Source organism: Carboxylicivirga litoralis (assembly GCF_025499605.1).
GTDB classification, from domain to species: Bacteria; Bacteroidota; Bacteroidia; order Bacteroidales; family Marinilabiliaceae; genus Carboxylicivirga; species Carboxylicivirga litoralis.
On record NZ_JAFMVC010000004.1, the window covers coordinates 35392 to 56661 of the forward strand.

Below are 21270 nucleotides of genomic sequence, written 5' to 3' on the forward strand. Positions count from 1 at the left end.
AGTAGCGGCTTTATCTATCAATTTATTCAATCGGATTATTTCGTATAAACGCGATTTTCCTGTTCTGCAACGCGGATAAACGTGGTACGCTTGGTCAACTCTTTTAGCTGTGACGCACCCACATAGGTACAGGTACTGCGCACACCACCAAGAATATCCTGCACGGTTACTTCGACCGGGCCGCGGTATTCCACTTCCACAGTTTTGCCTTCGCTGGCACGATACTCGGCCACACCACCGGCGTGCTTGTCCATGGCCATAGCAGAGCTCATGCCATAGAATTGCTTGTATTTCTTGCCATCTTTCTCTATGGTTTGACCACCGCTTTCATCATGCCCGGCTAACATACCGCCCAACATTACAAAATCGGCACCAGCACCAAAAGCCTTAGCCACATCACCCGGAACAGCACAACCACCATCACTGATAATCTGACCACCTAAACCATGGGCTGCATCAGCACACTCCACAATAGCCGATAACTGAGGATAACCCACACCCGTTTTAACACGTGTGGTACACACCGACCCAGGTCCGATACCTACCTTAATAATATCGGCACCGGCCAAAAGAAGTTCTTCCACCATTTCGCCGGTCACCACATTACCTGCCATTATTACTTTATCGGGGAATAACTGACGGGCTTTTTTTACAAAAGCAACAAAATGCTCTGAATAGCCATTGGCCACATCAATACAAATAAACTTAAGGTGTTCATTGTCCTTAAAAATGGCTTGTACCTTTTCAAGGTCGTTGGCACCTGTTCCTGTGCTGACAGCAATATAATTCTCAATACCTTTTGGTGCAGATTTTAGAAAGTTGTTCCACTCATCCACCGTGTAGTGTTTGTGCATGGCAGTAAACATTTCTTTTTCGGCTAGTTTGATAGCCATCTCAAAAGTCCCAACTGTGTCCATGTTGGCCGCCATAATAGGTACACCTGTCCATTCGATGCTGGTATGCATAAATTTAAAGGTGCGTTGCAAGTTAACTTGCGAGCGGCTTTTAAGCGTCGAACGCTTAGGTCTGAACATGACGTCTTTGAATCCCAACTTAATGTCGTATTCTATTCTCATCTCAATTCCGTTTTTTGATTACAGACAAAGATAGGCGAATCAAATTAAAAATTGCAACTATTTAATTCAATTGTTCGATGGAAGGTGGCGGGAGGGAAAAAGGATGGGAGAGGAGAGTTTAGGTTTCGGGTTCTGGGTTTCGAGTTTCGAGTTTGGGGTTTGGGGTTGGAGTCGCTTATTCCTTAGTTCAAGGAATCAACAATTTATCAATTAGCCAATTCATCACGCCTTCAGTTAATTAATTGTTCAATGAACACTTCATTTTTTCAGTAGATTAACAAATCAATGAATAATCAAATTAACCTTTTAGACTAATTACTCTTCAATATCTTTCAATATTTTCTCTACTTCTTCTTCTGTTTTGTGCAGTTTGTCCTTGCATGTTTTAATTAATGCACTTACACGTTTTACCTTAGCCGACAAATCATCAACATCTAATTCTTCGTTCTCAATTTGCTGTAATATCTCTTCAATTTCACTAACGGCATCGTTATAAGTAAGCTTCTTTTTTGTCATGCTATAGGATTCTAATTGTTGTGCAGCAAAGGTAATGTAAAATAAAATGTACTGCCTTTTTCCAGTTCACTTTCTGCCCAAATAGTCCCTTTATTGATTTCAACAAACTCTTTACACAAAACCAGTCCCAGGCCGGTGCCTTTTTCGTTTAAGGTGCCTTTGGTGCTAAAAGTGGTGTCAACAGTAAATAGCTTCTCCAAATTTTCCTGTCGGATACCAACACCCGAGTCGGCAACTGACACTTCAATCATATCGTTTTTAATGCCTGCTGTCACATAAATAACGCTGCCAATACGCGAGAATTTAATAGCATTGCTAATTAGGTTTCGCAGTGTTGTGTTGTACAGGTTTTCATCGGCCCAGGCAATCAGGTTGCGCTCTATTTTGGGACTGATAACAATGTCTTTTTCCTCAGCATTGAGGCGTAGTAATGATACGATATTGTGCGTCTGTATCGAGATGTCGAGTTGGCTTGGTTTGTATTCTGTCGTTCCAATTTGTGTGCGCGACCATTGCAGTAGGTTTTCAACCAGGCCGAGCAGTCGCTTTGTTGAGTTATGGATGATTTGTGAGTATTCTACCACAGCACTGGTGTTTTTACTCTCCGCATTCAGCGCTAACATTTCGGCGAAACCCATCAGTGAGCTAAACGGACTTTTGAGGTCATGTGCAATAATAGAGAAGAACTTATCTTTAGTAGCATTTAATTGTTTTAATTCTTCATTTTTCTCTTTCAGCAAATGTTCGGCCTTTTTTCTTGCCCGAAAAGACACAAACAATACAATTAGAATAACCAACAGCATGCCGGCAATAATCAGGTATACTGTGCGGGTGTTACGCGCCAATTGCAGGCTTTCCGTTTTATCAATATTATCCTGTTCAAGTATTGATATCTGTTCTTCTTTCTGTAATAACTTATACACAGCTTCCATTCTGGCACTGCTCAGCATGGCTTGTTCATCCGTGATGGCGTCTTTTAGTTCGGCATACTCCGACTTATAACTTAAGGCTTTTTCATAATCACCTTGTTTACTATACCATTCTGACAGGCTGTTGCAAGCTTGTGCTTGTAATGATTTTTCTTCAAGCGTATTGGCTAATTGACAGGCTTTTTCCAAATAGCTCTTCGATTGATCGTAATGCCTGTTGATTAGCAGCGTTTGCCCCAAGTGCAGATATGTTTCAGCTTTTAATGAAGGGTCGTCAAACGTAAGCATCAGTTTTAATGCTTTCTCGTAATACGATATAGCTTTACTGTACTGTTGGCCGTTTTGGTGTGCACGACCAATGTTAACATATGAAATGGTTATACTTGCACTATCACCCTCTTGTTTTGAAATAGCTAATGATGTCTGGTAGTTTTCCAGTGCCTGAAGTGTATTACCTAGCTGGAGGTAAACTTCACCCATGTTGTTGTAGCAGCCGCTGATGCCATCTTTGTCATCTAAGTCAATATATAACTGCAGGGCTTCTTTAAAGTTATGAAGCGCCGTTTCGTTCTGTTTAAGTTCTGAATTGAGGTTTCCAATATTATTAAGCAGGGCGGCCCGGCTTTTTTTATCATTATCAAGCTGAGCTATTTCAAGAGCGCTCTCAAAGCATGCTAAGGCTTCGTTGTATTGGGACAATGTATTAAGTACAACACCTTTGTTTGTCAGCCCTTTCCGAATTAGTGTTGAGTTGTCCATTCTCTCACCAATGCTCAGTACTTTATCAAAATTATCGAGTGCTAATGGGTAATTGCGCTGATACCAATGCATGGCGCCAATGCTATTGTATGTATTACCTGTTTTTTCCAGATTTTTACTTTGAGCATATAGCTTTAGTGCTGCGTTAAAGTGCACAATGGCTTGTTCATAATGATTATTGGCACTTTCAATCCATCCAAGGTAACCTTCAATGTCAGCAATCAAATTTATGTCGTTGATTTTGCTTTTCAGTTTTAATGCTTCGCCAAAGTATTTTTTAGAGACTCCATATTGCTTATGATTATACAGAGTAAGCGCCACTTTTTGATATATGTCAAATTGGGTGTTTGCTTCGAGTGAGTTGTCGATTGTGGCAATGGCTTGTTCGCAATAGTCAATTACCTCTTCAACCGAATTGGTGTTTTCGGCATACGAAATCAATTGATAAGCTTTGTGTTCTGAAGCTTCTTGTCCGTTAATTGTAAGACAAAAAAACAGCAGTGCGATAAGGCACCCCGTTGAAACAGATTTTCTTTCCTGATTGAGTTTGGTTGTCATCGAAATGTGCTAGGCTTATTAAACAGAGCACAAAATATAAAAAGAGAGGCACATACCGTTAACTTTTGGCCGTTATTTTTTCAATACTACTAATAATTTCGCCATCTTTTGTTTGTGTCAATATTTCATCGCCTAAGCTGATGACTTGCAGATTTTTTATAGTCTTGAAATCTTTGTATGTGATTGAATACCCTTTGTTTAGGATATTAGCTGGATCGCTTAATTCTATGGTGCGTTGCGACAAGGCCAGCTTTTGCTTGTGGTTTTTAACAAATGCCGAGGTTTCAAGTTTTAAGCGCGTAACTGCAAACTGCTGTTTTTGAAAACCGGCACGCAGTTGCTTTTTAATAAGATAGTGAGCCGACTCTTTCACGTGCGCAAAGTAACTTTGTTGCTTTTGAAAATAGTTTTTAACAGTGAAGTCTAGCCTGTGAGCAGCATCTATCTGGTATTGTTTCTTTTGTGACAGAGCCGTTTTAATTGCCGGTTGAAACTTTAAAGCAGCTATCTCAAAACGGTGCTTTTCATCGTTAATCATTTGTTGGGTGGAGGCAACAAATTGTTCTTTTAAATCCATCAAATAAGCATCAAAATTATGAATCCGCTCAATGATAAATTCGGCCACAGCAGTGGGTGTTTTAAGCCGTGTGTGTGCCACCATGTCAGCAACTGATTCATCTCTTTCGTGACCGATGCCGGTAAGTACAGGTAAAGGAAACTGAGCGATGTTAAGGGCTAGTTCATAATTGTCGAAACACATTAAGTCAGCTGTTGACCCGCCACCACGGATTATAACAACGGCATCAAATAAGGCTTCGTGTTCATAAATGCGATCCAGAGCATTGATAATGGAGCTTTCAGCTTCATCGCCCTGCATAATAGCCGGAAATAATTTGTGATACACTTTGTAGTTGCCGGCGTTATTTTTCAGTTGATTAACAAAGTCTTCGTAACCGGCTGCGGTAGGTGAGGATATAACGGCAAGGGTTTGCGGAACTTCGGCCAGGTAAGTTTCTTTGTTCATCTCCATCACACCATCTTCTTCCAACTGCCTGATGACTTCCAGTTTGCGACGTGCTATATCGCCTAAGGTAAAAGTTGGATCAATGTCTTTTACATTTAAGCTGAAACCATATACTTCCTGAAATTCAATGCTAACCTTAAGCAGTACCTTAAGTCCGGCAGACAAAGTTTGTTTGGTGGTGGTTTCAAAATAAGGTTTTAACATCCGATAGGTAAACGCCCAGATGGTAGCGCGAGCTTTAGCCTTAACCTGGTCGGATGACACATCTTTTTCGATTAGCTCCAGATAGCAGTGACCACTTCTGACAGTTCTAATCTCGCTAATTTCGGCTACAACCCAATAAGTTGAAGGAAAGGCATCTTTTATCTGTTCTTTAATATTCTGATTAAGTTCAGAAAGGCTTAGATGTTCTTGCGACATAGAATTAGCGGCTTTTTATCACTTTAACATGCTGTCTGAAGTGTTTGTTTTCGATTGAAACGATGTATATGCCATTAGGCAGGTGAGCCACTTCATTTATCACGATGCGTTTTTCGTTGATGTATTGCTTTTTAAATCGAAGTCGTCCGGTTAAATCAATAAGCGAGACCGTTACATTTTTATAGGCCTGATTACTTAATATCAACTGCTGTTTAAATGGATTGGGAGCAATGCTCCATTGTTGTTCATCCCTTGTTAGTTCTGGAACATCAACATGATAAGCCAGGTTAAAGTCAGGAATGCCATAACCTAATTCATTATCCGGGTTGTCACTCTGATGAGCACTGTCAATAATCAATTGGCGTATTTCGCTTGCTGATTTTTCCGGCAAGGCTTGCCACAAACAAGCCGCCAACCCGGTAATGACAGGAGCAGAGAATGAAGTGCCGTTTCCGGTACTAATACTACCTGATGTATTTTGAACGGCCACTGAAACGCCCATGGCCGTCACTTCTGGTTTGATGGGGCCGTTTTCAAGGCCAAAGGATGAAAAACCAGCTTTCACGCTATCGGAAGTCATGGCTCCAATGGCAAGGCACTCTTTGGCATCGGCAGGCACACCAATATAACGCCAGCTATCGTTGCCTTCGTTGCCGGCACTGGTTATCACGATCATGCCTTTTGACGAAGCAATATCGGATGCTCTTGATGCACGACTGGAGGCATTCAAATCATCGTATGTATAACTCATTGCAGGCGAATCGAATTCATAGTAACCCAATGAGGTGTTGATAATATCCACCCCGGCACTGTCAGCGAATTCTGCTGCGCAAACCCAGTAATCGGGTTCTATTGGATATTCCGAATCGGCATCTTCACTGCGCAAAAGCCAGAACGAAGCATCTGGGGCAGTGCCGATGAATTGCTGGCTCATCTTTCCTCCAATAATGGAGAGCACATTCATGCCATGTCGGTGTTCTGCAAATATATTGGAGTGCGGGTCAACAAAATCTTTGGTGCCAAGTATCTGGTTATTATCCCAGAGGTGTTGAAAAAGCGGGAGTTCATCTGCTTTGTAAAAGCCAGCATCGATCACTGCTATGATCATTCCTTCGCCGGTGAAACTATTCTGATGCAATTTGTGCCCGTTGACAGTGCTGATTTGATTCCAGGCCTGTCCATAATCACTTTCGCCCTGGCTTTTTAATGAAGGCGCGATTGCTTCAAACTTTTCGAAAGTTTTGGCGCTTGTTACTTGTTTTGTTTTTTCAACTGAAGCAATAAATGATACCCTGGCTAAGGTGTCCATCAGTTCAGTATGAGCCGAGAAAACAATAGCGCCATTGAGCCATTTACTGGTATGCCTGACATCAATGCCAGCATTTTTTAGGCTATCAACATAAGATGCATTAACCGGGAAATCCTCTTCGCTTATGGCGATGTTTTGCTTTTGCCGGCGCTCAATAGCACGCTGCGATAAAAAGGCTTGGGGTTGTTCAACGGAGTTGGGGGAATCCTTTTTATCGGTGAAAGAAACCCAATAGCCATTCTGGGCTTTAGATATAGTAAAGCTTATAAGAAGAAGAGATATGGCTATCAGTTGTTTCATTAATATCCTCTCATGTACATATCAGGATTGTTTCGCATCTTTTCCGGATCTTTCAATGAGTCTTTTCTTTGCTCGAAATCTGCCCGTTCTTTTTCTCTTCTTTCATCCAATACTTCCGGATTAAGCAAGGTGCCGTTTTTGTATTTTAAAACATAATTGACTTTGCCATCGGCATGATAAAAGGTCCACTTACCATCTTCCTTATCGTTATTGTAATTGGCTTCAATCTCTAACTGACCATTTTTGAAATAATACAAATATTTGCCCTGTAGTTTGTTATCAATATAACTGGCTTGCAGTAAAGGAGCTCCGTTGTCAAAAAACTTCAACCACTCGCCATGTTTTTTGCCATTTTGCCAGTTTAGCACTTCAGCAACAGCACCATTGGTATAGAAAACTTTGTATTCACCATGAGGCTGTCCATCCATAAATTGCTCGGTAGCCAGTATCTGCTCTTTGGTATTGTAATACGTCCATGTGTCAATTTTTGATTGGCCCTTGTATTTCCCCTGAGATGAAAGTTGACCATCTTCGTTAAATAACTTCGCATCACCATACACACCATTTTCATCATATACTATTTCCAGGCTCATTTTACCATTAGGGTAGTAACGTGTGTATTTTCCAACGGGCTTATTATTCTTAAAAGTTGCCTTATACAATGGCGAACCATCGGTGTAACGTTTTTCCCAGGGGCCTTGCTTTAAGCCATTGGCATCTGTTTGATTATAATTGGCCGGAATAGGAGCCACTTTACTTTTTTTAGATGGTACGCGGTTGCCAAATACATCGGTTTGAGCTGATGCATTTAGGCTTACAATGGCAATGATGGTTGAAAGAATAAATAACTTCATCTTTATGTACGCTTTTAACAGGTGTTTTCTGACACAAATAGTGTGCCTGTTGTGTGTTACTTTTATTTACCTAACAGGTTTCAAAAATATAAAAAAAGTCCCCTTAAAAAGGAGACTTTCTTTAGAATATATATGTCAGTAGTAATTATTTTACTTCTTCGAAGTCAACATCAGTTACTTCGTCGTCTTTACCACCCTGAGCACCTGCGTCTGGTCCTGGTTGAGCACCAGCATCAGGTCCTGACTGTCCGCCGGCTTGCTGGCTGGCGTTGTACATTTCTTGCGATGCAGCCTGGAAAACAGTGTTTAGCTCATTGGTAGCAGCATCAATAGCAGCAATATCTTGCGCTTTGTGTGCTTCTTTCAACTTCTCTAGAGCCGCCTCGATAGGTTGTTTTTTGTCAGCTGGCAATTTGTCACCAAACTCTTTCAATTGCTTTTCAGTTTGGAAAATCAAGCTATCAGCACCGTTCAACTTATCAATTTTTTCTTTTTCAGCCTTGTCAGCATCAGCATTTGCTTCTGCTTCGTCTTTCATGCGCTTGATTTCGTCATCTGATAAACCTGAAGATGCTTCGATACGAATACTTTGCTCTTTACCTGTGGCTTTATCTTTGGCTGTTACATGAAGGATACCGTTGGCATCAATGTCAAACGTTACTTCAATCTGAGGTGTTGCACGTGGTGCCGGTGGAATACCGTCTAAGTGGAAACGACCGATGGTTTTGTTGTCCTTAGCCATTGAACGCTCGCCTTGCAATACGTGAATCTCAACCGATGGCTGGTTATCTACTGCAGTCGTAAATGTTTCCGACTTTTTAGTTGGGATTGTGGTGTTAGCTTCAATCAACTTCGTCATTACACTACCCATCGTTTCGATACCCAATGAAAGAGGCGTCACATCTAACAGAAGTACGTCTTTTACTTCACCGGTTAATACACCACCCTGGATTGCTGCACCAACTGCTACTACTTCATCAGGGTTCACACCTTTTGAAGGAGCTTTACCGAAGAAATCTTCAACAATTTTCTGTATAGCTGGAATACGAGTTGAACCACCTACAAGAATTACTTCGTCGATATCAGAAGGCGTCATACCAGCATCTTTAAGAGCAGTTTTACATGGCTCTAAAGTGCGTTGAATCAAACTGTCGCAAATTTGCTCAAACTGTGCGCGAGTCAATGTTCTTACCAAGTGTTTTGGAATACCGTCAACCGGCATGATATATGGTAAGTTAATCTCTGTGCTTGTTGATGAAGATAACTCAATTTTTGCTTTTTCGGCAGCATCTTTTAAACGCTGGTGAGCCATTGGATCTTTACGCAAGTCAATGTTCTCATCTTTCAAGAATTCTTCCGCTAACCAATCGATGATAGCATCATCAAAGTCGTCACCACCCAGGTGAGTATCACCGTTTGTTGATTTCACTTCGAATACACCGTCACCAAGCTCTAAAACAGAAATGTCGAAAGTACCACCACCAAGGTCGAATACGGCCACTTTCATGTCGCGGTCCATCTTATCTAAACCATAAGCCAATGAAGCTGCAGTAGGCTCGTTGATGATACGGCTCACTTTTAAACCGGCAATCTCACCAGCTTCTTTAGTAGCCTGACGCTGAGCATCGTTAAAATAGGCAGGAACAGTAATAACTGCTTCTGTCACTTCTTGTCCAAGATAATCTTCAGCTGTTTTCTTCATTTTTTGAAGTGTCATAGCCGAAATCTCCTGAGCAGAATATAAACGGTCATCAATCTTCACACGAGGAGTGTTGTTATCACCTTTTACAACATCGTATGGTACACGTGTTACTTCATGAGGAATTTCGTCGTACATCGATCCCATGAAGCGCTTGATTGAATAAATTGTTTTATGAGGATTGGTAATAGCCTGACGTTTTGCAGGATCACCAACTTTACGTTCGCCGCCTTCAACAAATGCCACGATAGATGGCGTTGTTCTTTTACCTTCACTGTTTGGAATCACAACCGGTTCGTTTCCTTCCATTACCGAAACGCATGAGTTGGTTGTTCCTAAGTCGATACCAATAATTTTTCCCATTGTTATGTAATTATATTGTTGTTCTTTTAATTGTTTTCAATTATTACGGTGAGCTATTAATCAAATGGTGTGCCAAGACACAATGCACTGTTTTTTGTGCAATATTGACAGTGAAGCTTCGAAAAAAACAAAAATGCTGTCAGTAAAAATGACAGATTGACAAGACGACAGGAAAATAATGATGTATTGTGTCAGTTCAGCTCCACCAATTCCAGATCATTAGAATTTTCTGGTCGGTGAAGAATGACTTTCTCATTTTCCTCCAGTCCATCAATAACCTGGTAGTACATGTCGGTTTCAAGACCAGTAATTATTTGTTTACGGATAAGTGATAAGCCCTTCTTTTGAATGACATAGTTAATGGAGTCATTGCCCAATACCGCTTTTTTGTCGATATAAAGGGCATCTTTAAAACTATTAGTAATAATGGTGTTGGTTGTAGTCATGCCAGGTAACAGTTCTTCCTCAAAATCCATCAGTTTGACTATTACTTTAAAACCATTCTGAAATTCGCCTGGTATTTCCTGGCCAATATTTGCAATGCTGGTAATGCGTCCTTTAAATATCTTTTTAGGAAAGGCATCGATAGTAATGTTAACATCCTGATTGATTTTAATTTTAGCGATGTCAATTTCTTTCACATACATCTCTGAGATGAGCGTATTTAAATCAGGCAAGGTAGCAATTAAAGGCATCCATCGGCCAACTCGTGAGCCAACTTTTACTTTTTGGCCATTATAACCATTACCATAAATAATCATGCCATCGGCTGGTGATGTTACGATTAGCTCGCTTCGGAGTTGCTCAAGCAGGTTTTTTTTGTATTCGAAGCGTTTTACTTTTCGTTCATTTCTGGCAATAAGGGTTTTGTGCTTTTGGGTTTTGGTTATTAAATCGCGTTTTGATTTTGAAAGTGAACGATGTGCCTTCTCCAATTCAATAGCTGTTTGGCGCTGAACGGCCTTCGATTCAAAGGATGACTGCTCAACTTTCAATTCAGCATCTAATACTCGGTCACGTTCTTTTTGAATGGTTTCACGCTGAGCTTCCAATGCCAGTGTTGAGTCGATTTTCGCATCCTCAACCAGGGTGTATAACTCATTTAGTTTTTCATTTACCGTCGTCAGATTTTCTTCTACTTCGGTTGGTTCGAGTTGAGCAACTTCATCACCTTTCTTAACAATTTTACCCTCTTCAATCAGGCTTAGTATTTTCATGGCCCAGATGTCGACTTCGTCGTTAAAACTTACTTCTGGTACTGTTATATCAACCGCTTTTTCGGCTTTTAATTCGCCGGTAGCTTCTACTGTCGTTTCAAAAAGCCCTTTTTCCACTTTAATGGTCTTGTGTGAACTGGAAAGAGTTTTCCATGGCTGCCAGATGATGACAGTAAGAAGTACGATTGGGGCAATTATAAGGCTTAGTTTTCGTTTGTCCATAATTAGTTGTCAAGAAGGTAGTCCAACGATTTGATTAATGATTCATTGCGCTCAAAATCAAACAAAGTGATTTGACGAATGGTATAATAACCACGCCAGTAATTGGATAAGGCGTTGATGTAGTTACGCTTGGCATTGTCAAGGTTATTACGGGCAGCATTTAATTTTAGCACATCCACCTTGTCAATCATAAAACGCTGTTTGGTGACATTAAAACCTAGCTGGGCAACAGTATCTGCTTTGGCTGAAATGGCTACTTGTTCTTCCTGTAGATTAAACTCCAGGATATTCATAACAACATCTTGTTCAAAATCAATAAGGGCTTGCTTCACTTCGGCTTCAGTAACTTGTTTATTTGATTTGGCCATAAGAACCTGCCCACGTCGAGTACCCCAATCAATGATGGGCGCATTAATACTTACTCCCAATCCACGGTCATCGCCAAAGGGTGATTTATACGCCTCATCAAAGTCTTTGGATTGCTTGTTAATGCCCAGATTAGCACTTAAATCGGCACTTAAGCCACTGGTGGATCTTGTGCGGGCAATGTTTTCATTGGCCTGAATCATACGGGCTTCTAATGCCAATATCTGAGGGTTATTTTCTTTTGCTAATGTCAGGGCTTCATCAGCTTTAACTTTTAAGTCAGGTACTTCGTCAGGGATAAGAGGAATGATTACCAGGTCTTTGTCAAATCCTAAAAAGGAATTTAAAGTATTACGTGCCTGTTGCAGGTTAACTTTAGCACGTGTTTTTGACATTTTGGCATTCAGATAAGTCAGCTCCAAATCGAGTAGTTCATCTTGGGTGACTGTTCCGATTTGAAATCGCCCTTTACCAACATTAAATAAAGTATCGGCATTAGCCAGGTTGGTTTCGGCTATTTTTAAGTCTATTTCAGCACCAACTGAATTGAAGAATACACGAACGGCTTGCTCCGAAAGCGCTTCCATTTCAGAAAGGAAGGTTTTTTTTGCTTGTTCAAATTCAAGGGGCTTTAGTTTTGATTGCCATTTAAACTCGTTGTAGCCATTTAGCGGTTGACTTAATTTAATACTTAATGGAACTGTTCGATAGCTTATGTTGCCTGACTCAATGTTTTCCATGCGCGAAAAATCAGAGTTTAGACTTAATTGACCACCCGTAAAAGTTACGTTTTGATTAATTGATAAGCCAATGTCAGATGAAATGCGTTCATCAGGTACAAAATCATATTCGCCTGTAACCGAGTTGTATTGAGCAGAAATAGAACGGTTGTAGTATAATGGGGTAGTGTTGATTCTCAAGCCCGGAAGTTGAGAAGCTCTAAAGCTACGGTAATCCCAGTAGCTGGCCAGGTACATATTTTTAGATCTGAAGCTGGCCAACGACTGTAGTTTGGCCAGGTTAATGGCTTCATCGAGCGTTAGGCGCATTTGCTGCTTTAAGGAGTCAGATGCCGTTTGAGCAATGAGTGATGTTCCAGTTAGAAAAAGGCAAAGTATATATTTTATTCGACGCATAGTTTAATGTCTTAAGGATTCAACAGGGTCTTGGTTGGCAGCACTTTTAGCCGGTATATATCCGAAAATGATACCTACCGTGGCCGAAACGCCAAAAGCGACAACAATTGAGAAAACGGAAACAATGGTTTTAATATCAGCTGTTATTTGGATGAGGTGGGCCAAAAGCACACCAAGAATAATTCCAATCAAACCACCAGAAATACTGATTAAGGTGGATTCGGCTAAAAACTGCACAATAATATCCTTGCGCGATGCACCGATGGCCTGGCGTGTGCCAATTTCGCGGATGCGCTCCCAAACTGATGCCAGCATAATATTCATAATGCCAATACCTCCTACAATGAGTGAAATGCCCGCAATGGCGCCTAGCACAATGTTGAATATTTCATTCGTTTTTTGTTGTTGCTTCAGTAATAGTTCAGGTACTGTTACTTCGAAATCATACATGTTGGAATGCCTTCTGAGAATAAGTCGTTTGATAACATCAGCAGTTGCCGAAAGTTGTTCTGTTTCATCAACCTGAACAATGATTTTATCGAGCTGATGCATGGTTTTTCCCTTCGCCTGAGGGGCTTCTTCTTCATCGCTGCCACCCATAAAAAACACAAAGCCGCCACCAGCCATGTTATCCATTACTTCGGGTTTGATGGCTCCTTTATCCTGAAAACGCATTAGCATGGTTTTAATGGGAATGATGATTTTATTGTCACTACTGCTAATGCCCATCTCATCAGATGCTGAGCTGGTAAAATCTCGTTTTTCGATGGTGCCAATAACTTGTAACCATACTTGTCCGCATTTGATATATTGGCCAATTGGGTTAATTTGGTTAAAGAATTTTTCCTTAATGTTATTACCAATAATACACACCGGAACGCCTTTTTCTGTTTGTTGCTGACTAAACTTTCGCCCTTTGTCAATTCCGATGTTCAACATTTCAAAATAATCTTCTGATGTGCCTTCGAGGGTTACCGGATAACTTTTACCTTCTTTTATGGCGTGGTAATTAATAGAAACAACCGGACTTACCTTTTTGACTGAAGGGATGGTTTGTGCTATGGCCAGGGCATCCATCGAATGCAAGCCACGCGAAAATTTGCGTTTGTTGCTTTCTCCGTTACTTGTGTTACCATCAGCATCAATTTCCTGTTCAACTGGTGTGATAATGATGTTATTGACACCAACCAGTTTGATTTGTTCGAGTACTTCCTGTTGAGCACCTTTGCCAATTGCCAGCATACTAATAACAGCAGCCACGCCAAACATTATGCCCAATGCTGTTAGAAGCGACTTGACTTTATTGGAAAGAATAGCCTCAATGGCGATAATCACATTATGTGAATACCGCAGGTATATTTGCTTTGGTGATTTTTTCATTTATCCGGCATTATTTGTTAACGTTGGTACTGTCTTTTTCCGCACTTATCTGCTGGTAAATATCAATGCCTTCAAATGGTAAATCTTCACTTACGTTGGGTTCATTTAATAGTAGAACTGTTCCTTCGGTTCCCCCTTTCAGTATCTGAACATGATTTTCATTGGTGATGCCGGTCTGAATTATTTGCTTTCGATAGTCTCCGGCTCCTTCTTTAACGAAAACGTAGCTGAGCGAATCATTATTGAATACTGCTTCAATAGGTGCATAAAGTGTTTCTTCCAGCGAGGCGGTCTTAATAACGTTGCTGGTGGTCATGGCTGGTCGCAAATCTTTATCGGTTCCATGTACTTTGATGGTAACTTCAAATACTTTAGCATCGCCATTGGGGATAACCTGGCCAATGTTGGCAACGGTTACAACTTCTCCATCGAACGATTTCTCCGGGAAAGCATCAATACCTACTTTTACTTTCTGACCCACTTTGATTTTCGATATATCAATTTCGTTGATGAATGTTTTTGAAATCATGGAACTCAGGTCAGGCAGTTCGGCAATTTTGGATCTCCAGCGACTAATGGTTGAGCCGGCTTTAATTTTCTTTCCAAAGCGGTCGAAGCTATAGATGACCAGGCCTGGTTTTGGAGCCTTAACATCCAGTACTTTAAAAAGCTTGTTGATGTCGTCCACTTTGTTTTGTTTGTTCTTTACCTTTTCGTAAGCGCGATACACCTTGTATTCGTCCTGCTTTTGTTTAAGCGTATAGTTTCGTTTTTTCTGTTCCAGATCTCGCTGTGAACGCTCAACGTCCAGTTTCGATTGTCGTTTTACAGCTGGCGATTCATAAACCGATTGTTCCAGTATCAGTTTCTTCTCTTCTAAATCCACATCGGCATTAAGTAATTCGTCTCTCAGAGTGCTTAAGTTGAGGTTGGTGTCTATTTTAGCATCTTCATAGGCATTTAATGCTGTTTCTAAATCGTCATTAGCTTTGGTTTTCAGCTCCTCAACAGCAGCATGGTCAAGGGTAGCCACGTAGCTGCCCGAGTCAACAACAGTGCCTTCCTCAATGATGTGCGTGATTTTTATCTCGTACAAATCAATATTTCGGCTCGACATCTCTTTAGGCAAAACAATCAATTCAGAATTCTCGGTTTGTAACTGTCCCGTTGCATATACTTCTGAGATGAATTTTCCTTTTTTGATTTTGGTAGTCAGGTAGATATCTGAATTATTGGAAGAGGGTAACAGAAAAAAAAGTGCAAGAATGACAATAATTGCCAAGCTAAAGTAGATTCTCTTATTCATATTTTTATTCCAATGGGTTTAGAACTACGATTATAGTTAAAAAGTTATAGATATAAACGAAAATAAGCCCGTTTATTAACGAGCTTATTGTTAAATATTGTTAACTACTAACTTTATATTAGCGCTTTGATATCGCTAATAATCGTCTGTGCCAATTCATCAGCCGCAGCCATCGATTGTCCTTCGGCATATATGCGGATGATTGGTTCAGTGTTTGATTTTCGCAACTGTACCCATTTATCAGGAAAATCAATTTTCAAACCATCAATAGTGTTGATGTCTTCGTTTTTATATTTATCCTCGATGCTTTTTAAAATACCATCCACATCTATTTCAGGTGTCAGTTCAATCTTATTTTTCGAAATATGGTATTCAGGATATTGCGCTCGTAGTTCAGAACATGTGATGCTTTTTTTAGCCAAATGCGTCAAGAAAAGGCCGATACCTACTAATGCATCACGTCCATAATGACTTTCAGGATAGATGACGCCGCCATTACCTTCGCCACCAATGACAGCATTGTTCTCTTTCATTTTGGCAACCACGTTTACTTCACCAACTGCAGCGGGTTCGTATTCACCTCCATGAGCACGCGTTACATCTGCCAGAGCACGCGATGAAGAAAGGTTAGAAACCGTGTTTCCTTTTTTATGAGTTAACAAATAATCGGCCACAGCAACAAGTGTGTATTCTTCACCAAACATCGAACCGTCTTCGTTAATGATGGCTAAACGATCCACATCAGGGTCAACCACAAAACCAACATCTGCCTTTTTATCCTTAATCACGTTTGAAATCTCCGTCAGGTTTTCAGGTAATGGCTCTGGGTTGTGTGGAAACTGGCCATTAGGCTCGCAATACAATTCAATAATGTTATTAACACCTAAAGCTTTTAATAGTGCCGGAATAGCAACGCCACCAACGCTGTTAACGCAATCGATAGCAACCGTGAAGTTGGCACTTTTAATGGCGTCAACATCCACCATTTTAAGGTCTAACACATGCTGGATGTGAAAAGCATTATAAGTATCGTTTGTTGTGACCTGACCTAAATCGTCCACTTCAGCAAAAATAAAGCTTTCTTCTTCAGCAATTTTTAGTACTTCAGCTCCATCAGCAGCAGTCAGAAATTCACCCTTTTCATTTAAAAGCTTTAACGCATTCCATTGCTTAGGATTGTGGCTGGCTGTTAAAATAATTCCACCATGCGCCTTTTCATTGGTAACCGCTATTTCGGTTGTTGGAGTGGTTGCTAAACCAATGTTTACCACATCGATTCCAAGTCCCTGAAGACTGCCGATTACCAGGTTATTAACCATTTCGCCAGAGATGCGGGCATCGCGACCAACTACTACTTTAATACGTTTGTTGTGTCTTTGTTTAGTCCATTGGCCGTAGGCCGATGCAAATTTTACTACATCTAAAGGAGAAAGCCCTTCTCCTGAGCGACCACCAATGGTGCCCCTGATTCCGGAAATGGATTTTATTAAGGTCATAATTCAATCATTTTTATATGAGTATGCAAATTTGGTTGATATTTTTTAAAAAGCCAATATTTTCTTACGAAACATTTTAAATAAGCATATTGCATAAATATGACTCTTTCGAAAGCTTTTTATTTATGCTTGATGGTAAATTAAAAATCTTTCATTTTATATTTTGTTTTTATTTTTAATTGAATCGTCTCTTTTTCAACACTTTTTTATCAACTTTGCAGAATTATTTAGAGCCACATGCAAATGTTTGTGTGTGAATGAGGTAACAGATTATAGAATGAGCAGAGATTTTAATAAAAAGGGCGGAAAGAAGCAATTTGGAAAGCCAGCGTTTGAAAGAGACGAAAGAAAGTCGTTTAAACGCAAGGGTGATGAAGAAAATAAGCAGGAGTTTTCGCACCGTAAGCCATTAAAGAAAGCAGAAGAAAGCAAAGTGCCCGTGGTGAAAGATACCATGCGCTTAAATAAATATATTGCCAATTCAGGGGTTTGCAGTCGCCGAGATGCTGATAAGTTGATTGAAAAAGGTGAGATTACTGTAAACGCTAAGGTCGTAAAAGAACTGGGAACAACAGTTAGCTTTAAAGACGATGTTCGATACAATGGTAATCGGTTAAATCCGGAGGAAAAGGTTTATGTATTGTTGAATAAACCAAAAGGATTTGTAACTACGGTTGAGGACAAGCATGCCAAGCATACAGTTATGGATTTAGTTGATGATGCCTGTCAGCAACGCATCTATCCGGTAGGACGCCTGGATAAGCAAACAACAGGATTGCTTTTGCTAACCAATGATGGTGATTTGACTAAAATGTTGACACACCCGAAATACAATGCTAAAAAGATTTACCATGTATTTACGGATAAACCAGTATTTGCCAGTCATCTTGATCAGTTGGCACAAGGAATCACTTTGGAGGATGGACCAATTCATGCCGATGCCATTAGTTTTGTAGAGAAAGAAGATAAAACACAAGTTGGTATTGAGATTCATTCTGGTCGTAACCGAATTGTGCGCCGTATGTTTGAACACTTGGGTTATAAGGTGATGAAATTGGATCGCGTTTATTTTGCGGGATTAACCAAAAAGAATGTGCCACGAGGTAAATGGCGCTATTTATCAGATAAAGAAGTAACGCGTTTAAAAGCCGGAATGCTTAAATAATATTATCCCCTGTTAATGTTGAATAGCAGGGGATTTTTTTTATTTCCAATTCAGTTTTTTAATTTCGATAGAGTAAACCATAGCTGGCTGATGTATGAGAAAGATATTAGGTACTTTGTTTTTAGTGATGGCGACCTGTTTTTATTCGTGGTCGCAGATTCAAGTGTATAAAGGACAGGTACTTGATGCTAAAACTGAACAGCCTATCGCTTTTGTTAACGTCGTATACAGCGAAGGGGCAGGCACAGTGACTGATATAGATGGTCGCTTTGAAATTCACACCAACGTTTATGTAAGGGATTTAAGGGTGAGTTGCTTGGGCTACGAGCTTGAGGTAATTTCGGTTAAAGACTTAGCAGATGATGGGAAAATCAGGCTTAGTCCTCTCAAATACAGTCTGCCGGCTGTAGATGTCCTACCGTCAGAGAATCCAGCCTTAAAGGTTATGCGACAAGTTGTAGAAAACAGGCATCGGCATAACCCGGATAATTATGATCCGTTTAGCTGCATCATGTATCATAAAATGACCCTCGATTTTGAGTGGCCAGCTGAATTAAGCCAGGAAGAAATAAAAGAGCTCAAAGATTCATTGGGTGTAAATACTGAAGGATACATGTTTCTGTTTGAATCGGTGTCGGAGAAGAAACACTTAAAAAAAGGAGTTGGTAAAGAAAAGGTTATATCAGGGCGGGTCAGTGGATTAAAAGATCCTTTATTGGCCTCTTTTCCGGTGATGTTACAACCTTTCTCATTTTACGATCAATACATTAAATTATTGGGGTTTATGTATCTAAATCCGGCTTCCAAAGCAGGTTTGTCATCTTATCAGTTTATTCTGGAAGCTACATATGTTAATACTGCTGGTGATTCTGTGTTTTATATATCGTATCGTCCCAAAGCCGATAAAAGTTTCAGGGGCATGACCGGAGCCTTTCACATTGATGGACAGTCAATGGCTATTAATACCGTGTCGGCCACAACGGCAGGTACCGAAAATGGGATGCGATTGTTTATTCGTCAAAAGTACCAGCCAACTAATAATGGTTTATGGTTTCCCAAACAGTTAGAAAGCAGTTTGGAATTTGGAAGCCTCGGAGCGACACGTCGCTTTCCTTTTCCTTTGGTTGGAACGGGGAAAAGTTATGTGACAGCCATTAATACAAATCGCCAGTTTGATGCCAAAGAGTTTGATAATGTTGTGATGGAAGATATTGCTTCATCGAAACACTCGGCAAGTGTTGATAACTTCCGATATGAACCATTGACAGCACGCGACTCTATAACCTACCATATTTTAGATAGCATTGGTAGGAGAAATCATTTAGATGCTTTAATAAAAACGCAACTTTCGCTGCTGAAGGGCTATTTGCCAATGGGATACCTCCAGCTCGATTTATCGAAGCTGATTGACTATAACGATTTTGAAGGACTTAAGTTAGGAGCAGGGATTTATACGAGTCCCGAACTATCGGAGAACTTTTCAACGGGTGGGTATTATACATATGGTTTTGGCGATAAGAGAAGCAAGTACGGCTTTAAGTTTAACTTAACACCTTTTAAAAATAAAGACAACCGTTTCTACTTCAATTATAAAGATGATGTATACGCTACCGGAACATACGAGTTTATGGATGCCTCTAAATCACTTTCGACGGAGCGCTTTAAACGCTTTTTGATTGAAACAATGGATTTGAGTGAAGGCTGGAGTACTGGTGTTGATTTTCGTTTCTTAAAGTTTTTTAAAGCCGGGATGTACTATTCTCAATACGATATTGCACCACAAAAAGCGTATCGCTATATGAATGATGATGCTGTTGCTGAATCCTTTGATTTAAAAGAAACTGGTGTGAAATTCAAATGGGCCAATAAAGAAACATTTGTTAGTTCACCTTTTGGCATGATTTCTAATGGTACCAATTGGCCTGTTATATGGGTAAATGCTTCACTTGGTGATGGAAATTCTGCAGAAGAAAAATATTCATATCGCCGTTTTGAATCCAGGATACATAAGCAGTTCAATTATACTAATTCGATGTATACCACCATTCGCATAGAGGGTGGTTATTTGTCAGGTGATTATCCAAGCACATTACTATACAGTGCCTTGGGTGGCTATAAATCATTTACGATTCTGGTGCCCTATACATTCGGAACAATGCGTCTAAATGAGTTTGGAGCCAGTGAGTTTGCGGCTTTATACTTTACTCATGGAATCCCTTTAGCACTAAATAATGATAATCGTATCAAGCCAGAAATTGTTTTAAGTACCAATGTGGCATTGGGCAATGCCCCCAACGGGGTTTCAACCATTAATAAAGGGTACTATGAATCTGGATTATACCTCAAGAATTTGTTTTCAAACTTTATCTTCCAATACGGTTTATCAGTTCATTACCGATATGGAGCTTATCGATTACCAGATGCTGCCGATAACTGGGCCTTTAAGTTAGGCCTCGAGTTTGCTTTTTAGTGCGCTTATCCAACTCTACTAATGTTGTAAAGTGTTTTAGGTGATGTTATTTCAATGTGGTTACCTGTTACTGAAAGAATGCCGCTTTCCTTAAAGTCTTTCAGAACTCTAATCAGGCTTTCTTTTGAAACGCTTGATAAATCAGCCATATCCTGACGACTTAGGGTGGTGTAGAAATTACGTGAATTATAGATTTTCTCCGATAAGTAAATGATCGTATTGGCAATTCTGCCTGTCATCTTTTTATGCGAAAAGTTGATTAATTGACTGTATAAATCATTTGTAATGCCATGGTTTAATTTCAATACACTTTCAGCAAAACTAACATTGTTTCTAAATGCATTTGTAAAAGCGTCGACACTTATCAGGCAGGTATCCATTTCGGTGAGGGCACTAACTGAAAAATGGTTAAGATTATCGGTGAATAAGCCTGGACTGACAATGAAATCTCCCTCTTTAAGTACTTTAATAATAATCGACTTGTCTTCAAGACCTTTAATGTAAAGCTTAGCATATCCTCTTTTGATGCAAATAATATTGTTGCATCTTGTACCTTCTTTTATAAGTGTTTCTCCTTTTTGGTATTGCACTTTGCAGTGCGACTCTTTGAAAGCACTCAATTCATCATGACTAAGATTTTCAAATCCTATAAATTTAACGTGGCATCTGTCACATTCAGAGGGTTTATTGTTTCTAATGGTCATA

Annotated in this window: 15 protein-coding genes; 2 read left to right on the forward strand and 13 right to left on the reverse strand. The window is 40.0% G+C overall.

The genetic code is table 11. The annotated features are described in order from the left end of the window. Window positions 1–35 precede the first annotated feature (35 nt). The 12 genes from J1N10_RS05360 to glmM form a co-directional block, all read right to left on the reverse strand. The gene (locus tag J1N10_RS05360) at window positions 36–1076 is read right to left on the reverse strand and encodes a GMP reductase (protein ID WP_262325651.1); all 1041 of its coding nucleotides are present in this window, start codon (window positions 1074–1076) and stop codon (window positions 36–38) included. Window positions 1077–1391: 315 nt separating this feature from the next. Then, window positions 1392–1592, reverse strand: a complete 201-nt coding sequence (gene xseB / locus J1N10_RS05365; protein ID WP_262325652.1) for an exodeoxyribonuclease VII small subunit — start codon at window positions 1590–1592, stop codon at window positions 1392–1394. Window positions 1593–1603: 11 nt separating this feature from the next. Next, the gene (locus J1N10_RS05370) at window positions 1604–3838 is read right to left on the reverse strand and encodes a tetratricopeptide repeat-containing sensor histidine kinase (RefSeq protein WP_262325653.1); all 2235 of its coding nucleotides are present in this window, start codon (window positions 3836–3838) and stop codon (window positions 1604–1606) included. 58 nt (window positions 3839–3896) lie between these two features. Continuing rightward, window positions 3897–5282: an exodeoxyribonuclease VII large subunit gene (gene xseA, locus J1N10_RS05375; protein ID WP_262325654.1), complete on the reverse strand. Its 1386-nt coding sequence runs from the start codon at window positions 5280–5282 to the stop codon at window positions 3897–3899. Window positions 5283–5286: 4 nt separating this feature from the next. Next, window positions 5287–6891 carry a S8 family serine peptidase gene (locus J1N10_RS05380; protein ID WP_262325655.1) on the reverse strand — a complete coding sequence of 535 codons (1605 nt, stop codon included), beginning with the start codon at window positions 6889–6891 and terminating at the stop codon, window positions 5287–5289. After that, window positions 6891–7745: a toxin-antitoxin system YwqK family antitoxin gene (locus tag J1N10_RS05385; protein WP_262325656.1), complete on the reverse strand. Its 855-nt coding sequence runs from the start codon at window positions 7743–7745 to the stop codon at window positions 6891–6893. Before J1N10_RS05385 ends, J1N10_RS05380 begins: the two co-directional genes overlap by 1 nt. 145 nt (window positions 7746–7890) lie before the next feature. Then, the gene (dnaK, locus tag J1N10_RS05390) at window positions 7891–9807 is read right to left on the reverse strand and encodes a molecular chaperone DnaK (protein WP_262325657.1); all 1917 of its coding nucleotides are present in this window, start codon (window positions 9805–9807) and stop codon (window positions 7891–7893) included. Window positions 9808–9998: 191 nt separating this feature from the next. Then, window positions 9999–11246 carry an efflux RND transporter periplasmic adaptor subunit gene (locus tag J1N10_RS05395; RefSeq protein ID WP_262325658.1) on the reverse strand — a complete coding sequence of 416 codons (1248 nt, stop codon included), beginning with the start codon at window positions 11244–11246 and terminating at the stop codon, window positions 9999–10001. 2 nt (window positions 11247–11248) lie between these two features. Next, window positions 11249–12748 (reverse strand): TolC family protein, encoded by a 1500-nt coding sequence (locus J1N10_RS05400; protein ID WP_262325659.1) that lies wholly within the window; start codon window positions 12746–12748, stop codon window positions 11249–11251. Between the two features lie 3 nt (window positions 12749–12751). Beyond that, entirely contained in the window at window positions 12752–14128 is a 1377-nt protein-coding gene (locus J1N10_RS05405; protein ID WP_262325660.1) for an ABC transporter permease, read from the reverse strand. 10 nt (window positions 14129–14138) lie between these two features. Then, window positions 14139–15434 (reverse strand): efflux RND transporter periplasmic adaptor subunit, encoded by a 1296-nt coding sequence (locus tag J1N10_RS05410; RefSeq protein ID WP_262325661.1) that lies wholly within the window; start codon window positions 15432–15434, stop codon window positions 14139–14141. A 113-nt stretch (window positions 15435–15547) separates the two neighbouring features. Further along, window positions 15548–16930: a phosphoglucosamine mutase gene (gene glmM, locus J1N10_RS05415; protein ID WP_262325662.1), complete on the reverse strand. Its 1383-nt coding sequence runs from the start codon at window positions 16928–16930 to the stop codon at window positions 15548–15550. A gap of 277 nt (window positions 16931–17207) precedes the next feature. Here glmM and J1N10_RS05420 point away from each other — a divergent pair, with 277 nt between their 5' ends. Both J1N10_RS05420 and J1N10_RS05425 read left to right on the forward strand, forming a co-directional pair. After that, the gene (locus J1N10_RS05420) at window positions 17208–18095 is read left to right on the forward strand and encodes a pseudouridine synthase (RefSeq protein WP_262325663.1); all 888 of its coding nucleotides are present in this window, start codon (window positions 17208–17210) and stop codon (window positions 18093–18095) included. Window positions 18096–18189: 94 nt separating this feature from the next. Then, the gene (locus tag J1N10_RS05425) at window positions 18190–20565 is read left to right on the forward strand and encodes a DUF5686 and carboxypeptidase regulatory-like domain-containing protein (RefSeq protein ID WP_262325664.1); all 2376 of its coding nucleotides are present in this window, start codon (window positions 18190–18192) and stop codon (window positions 20563–20565) included. Between the two features lie 5 nt (window positions 20566–20570). Here the strand turns inward: J1N10_RS05425 and J1N10_RS05430 are convergent, their stop codons facing one another. Beyond that, window positions 20571–21269, reverse strand: coding sequence for a Crp/Fnr family transcriptional regulator (locus J1N10_RS05430; RefSeq protein WP_262325665.1), 699 nt, complete (start codon window positions 21267–21269; stop codon window positions 20571–20573). Window position 21270: the final 1 nt, after the last annotated feature.

Excerpts from the sequence above, each read along its gene's own strand:
- J1N10_RS05360 (WP_262325651.1), bottom strand. The coding sequence starts at position 1,076 with ATGAGAATAGAATACGACATTAAGTTGGGATTCAAAGACGTCATGTTC.
- xseB (WP_262325652.1), bottom strand. The coding sequence starts at position 1,592 with ATGACAAAAAAGAAGCTTACTTATAACGATGCCGTTAGTGAAATTGAA.
- J1N10_RS05370 (WP_262325653.1), bottom strand. The coding sequence starts at position 3,838 with ATGACAACCAAACTCAATCAGGAAAGAAAATCTGTTTCAACGGGGTGC.
- xseA (WP_262325654.1), bottom strand. The coding sequence starts at position 5,282 with ATGTCGCAAGAACATCTAAGCCTTTCTGAACTTAATCAGAATATTAAA.
- J1N10_RS05380 (WP_262325655.1), bottom strand. The coding sequence starts at position 6,891 with ATGAAACAACTGATAGCCATATCTCTTCTTCTTATAAGCTTTACTATA.
- J1N10_RS05385 (WP_262325656.1), bottom strand. The coding sequence starts at position 7,745 with ATGAAGTTATTTATTCTTTCAACCATCATTGCCATTGTAAGCCTAAAT.
- dnaK (WP_262325657.1), bottom strand. The coding sequence starts at position 9,807 with ATGGGAAAAATTATTGGTATCGACTTAGGAACAACCAACTCATGCGTT.
- J1N10_RS05395 (WP_262325658.1), bottom strand. The coding sequence starts at position 11,246 with ATGGACAAACGAAAACTAAGCCTTATAATTGCCCCAATCGTACTTCTT.
- J1N10_RS05400 (WP_262325659.1), bottom strand. The coding sequence starts at position 12,748 with ATGCGTCGAATAAAATATATACTTTGCCTTTTTCTAACTGGAACATCA.
- J1N10_RS05405 (WP_262325660.1), bottom strand. The coding sequence starts at position 14,128 with ATGAAAAAATCACCAAAGCAAATATACCTGCGGTATTCACATAATGTG.
- J1N10_RS05410 (WP_262325661.1), bottom strand. The coding sequence starts at position 15,434 with ATGAATAAGAGAATCTACTTTAGCTTGGCAATTATTGTCATTCTTGCA.
- glmM (WP_262325662.1), bottom strand. The coding sequence starts at position 16,930 with ATGACCTTAATAAAATCCATTTCCGGAATCAGGGGCACCATTGGTGGT.
- J1N10_RS05420 (WP_262325663.1), top strand. The coding sequence starts at position 17,208 with ATGAGCAGAGATTTTAATAAAAAGGGCGGAAAGAAGCAATTTGGAAAG.
- J1N10_RS05425 (WP_262325664.1), top strand. The coding sequence starts at position 18,190 with ATGAGAAAGATATTAGGTACTTTGTTTTTAGTGATGGCGACCTGTTTT.
- J1N10_RS05430 (WP_262325665.1), bottom strand. The coding sequence starts at position 21,269 with ATGACCATTAGAAACAATAAACCCTCTGAATGTGACAGATGCCACGTT.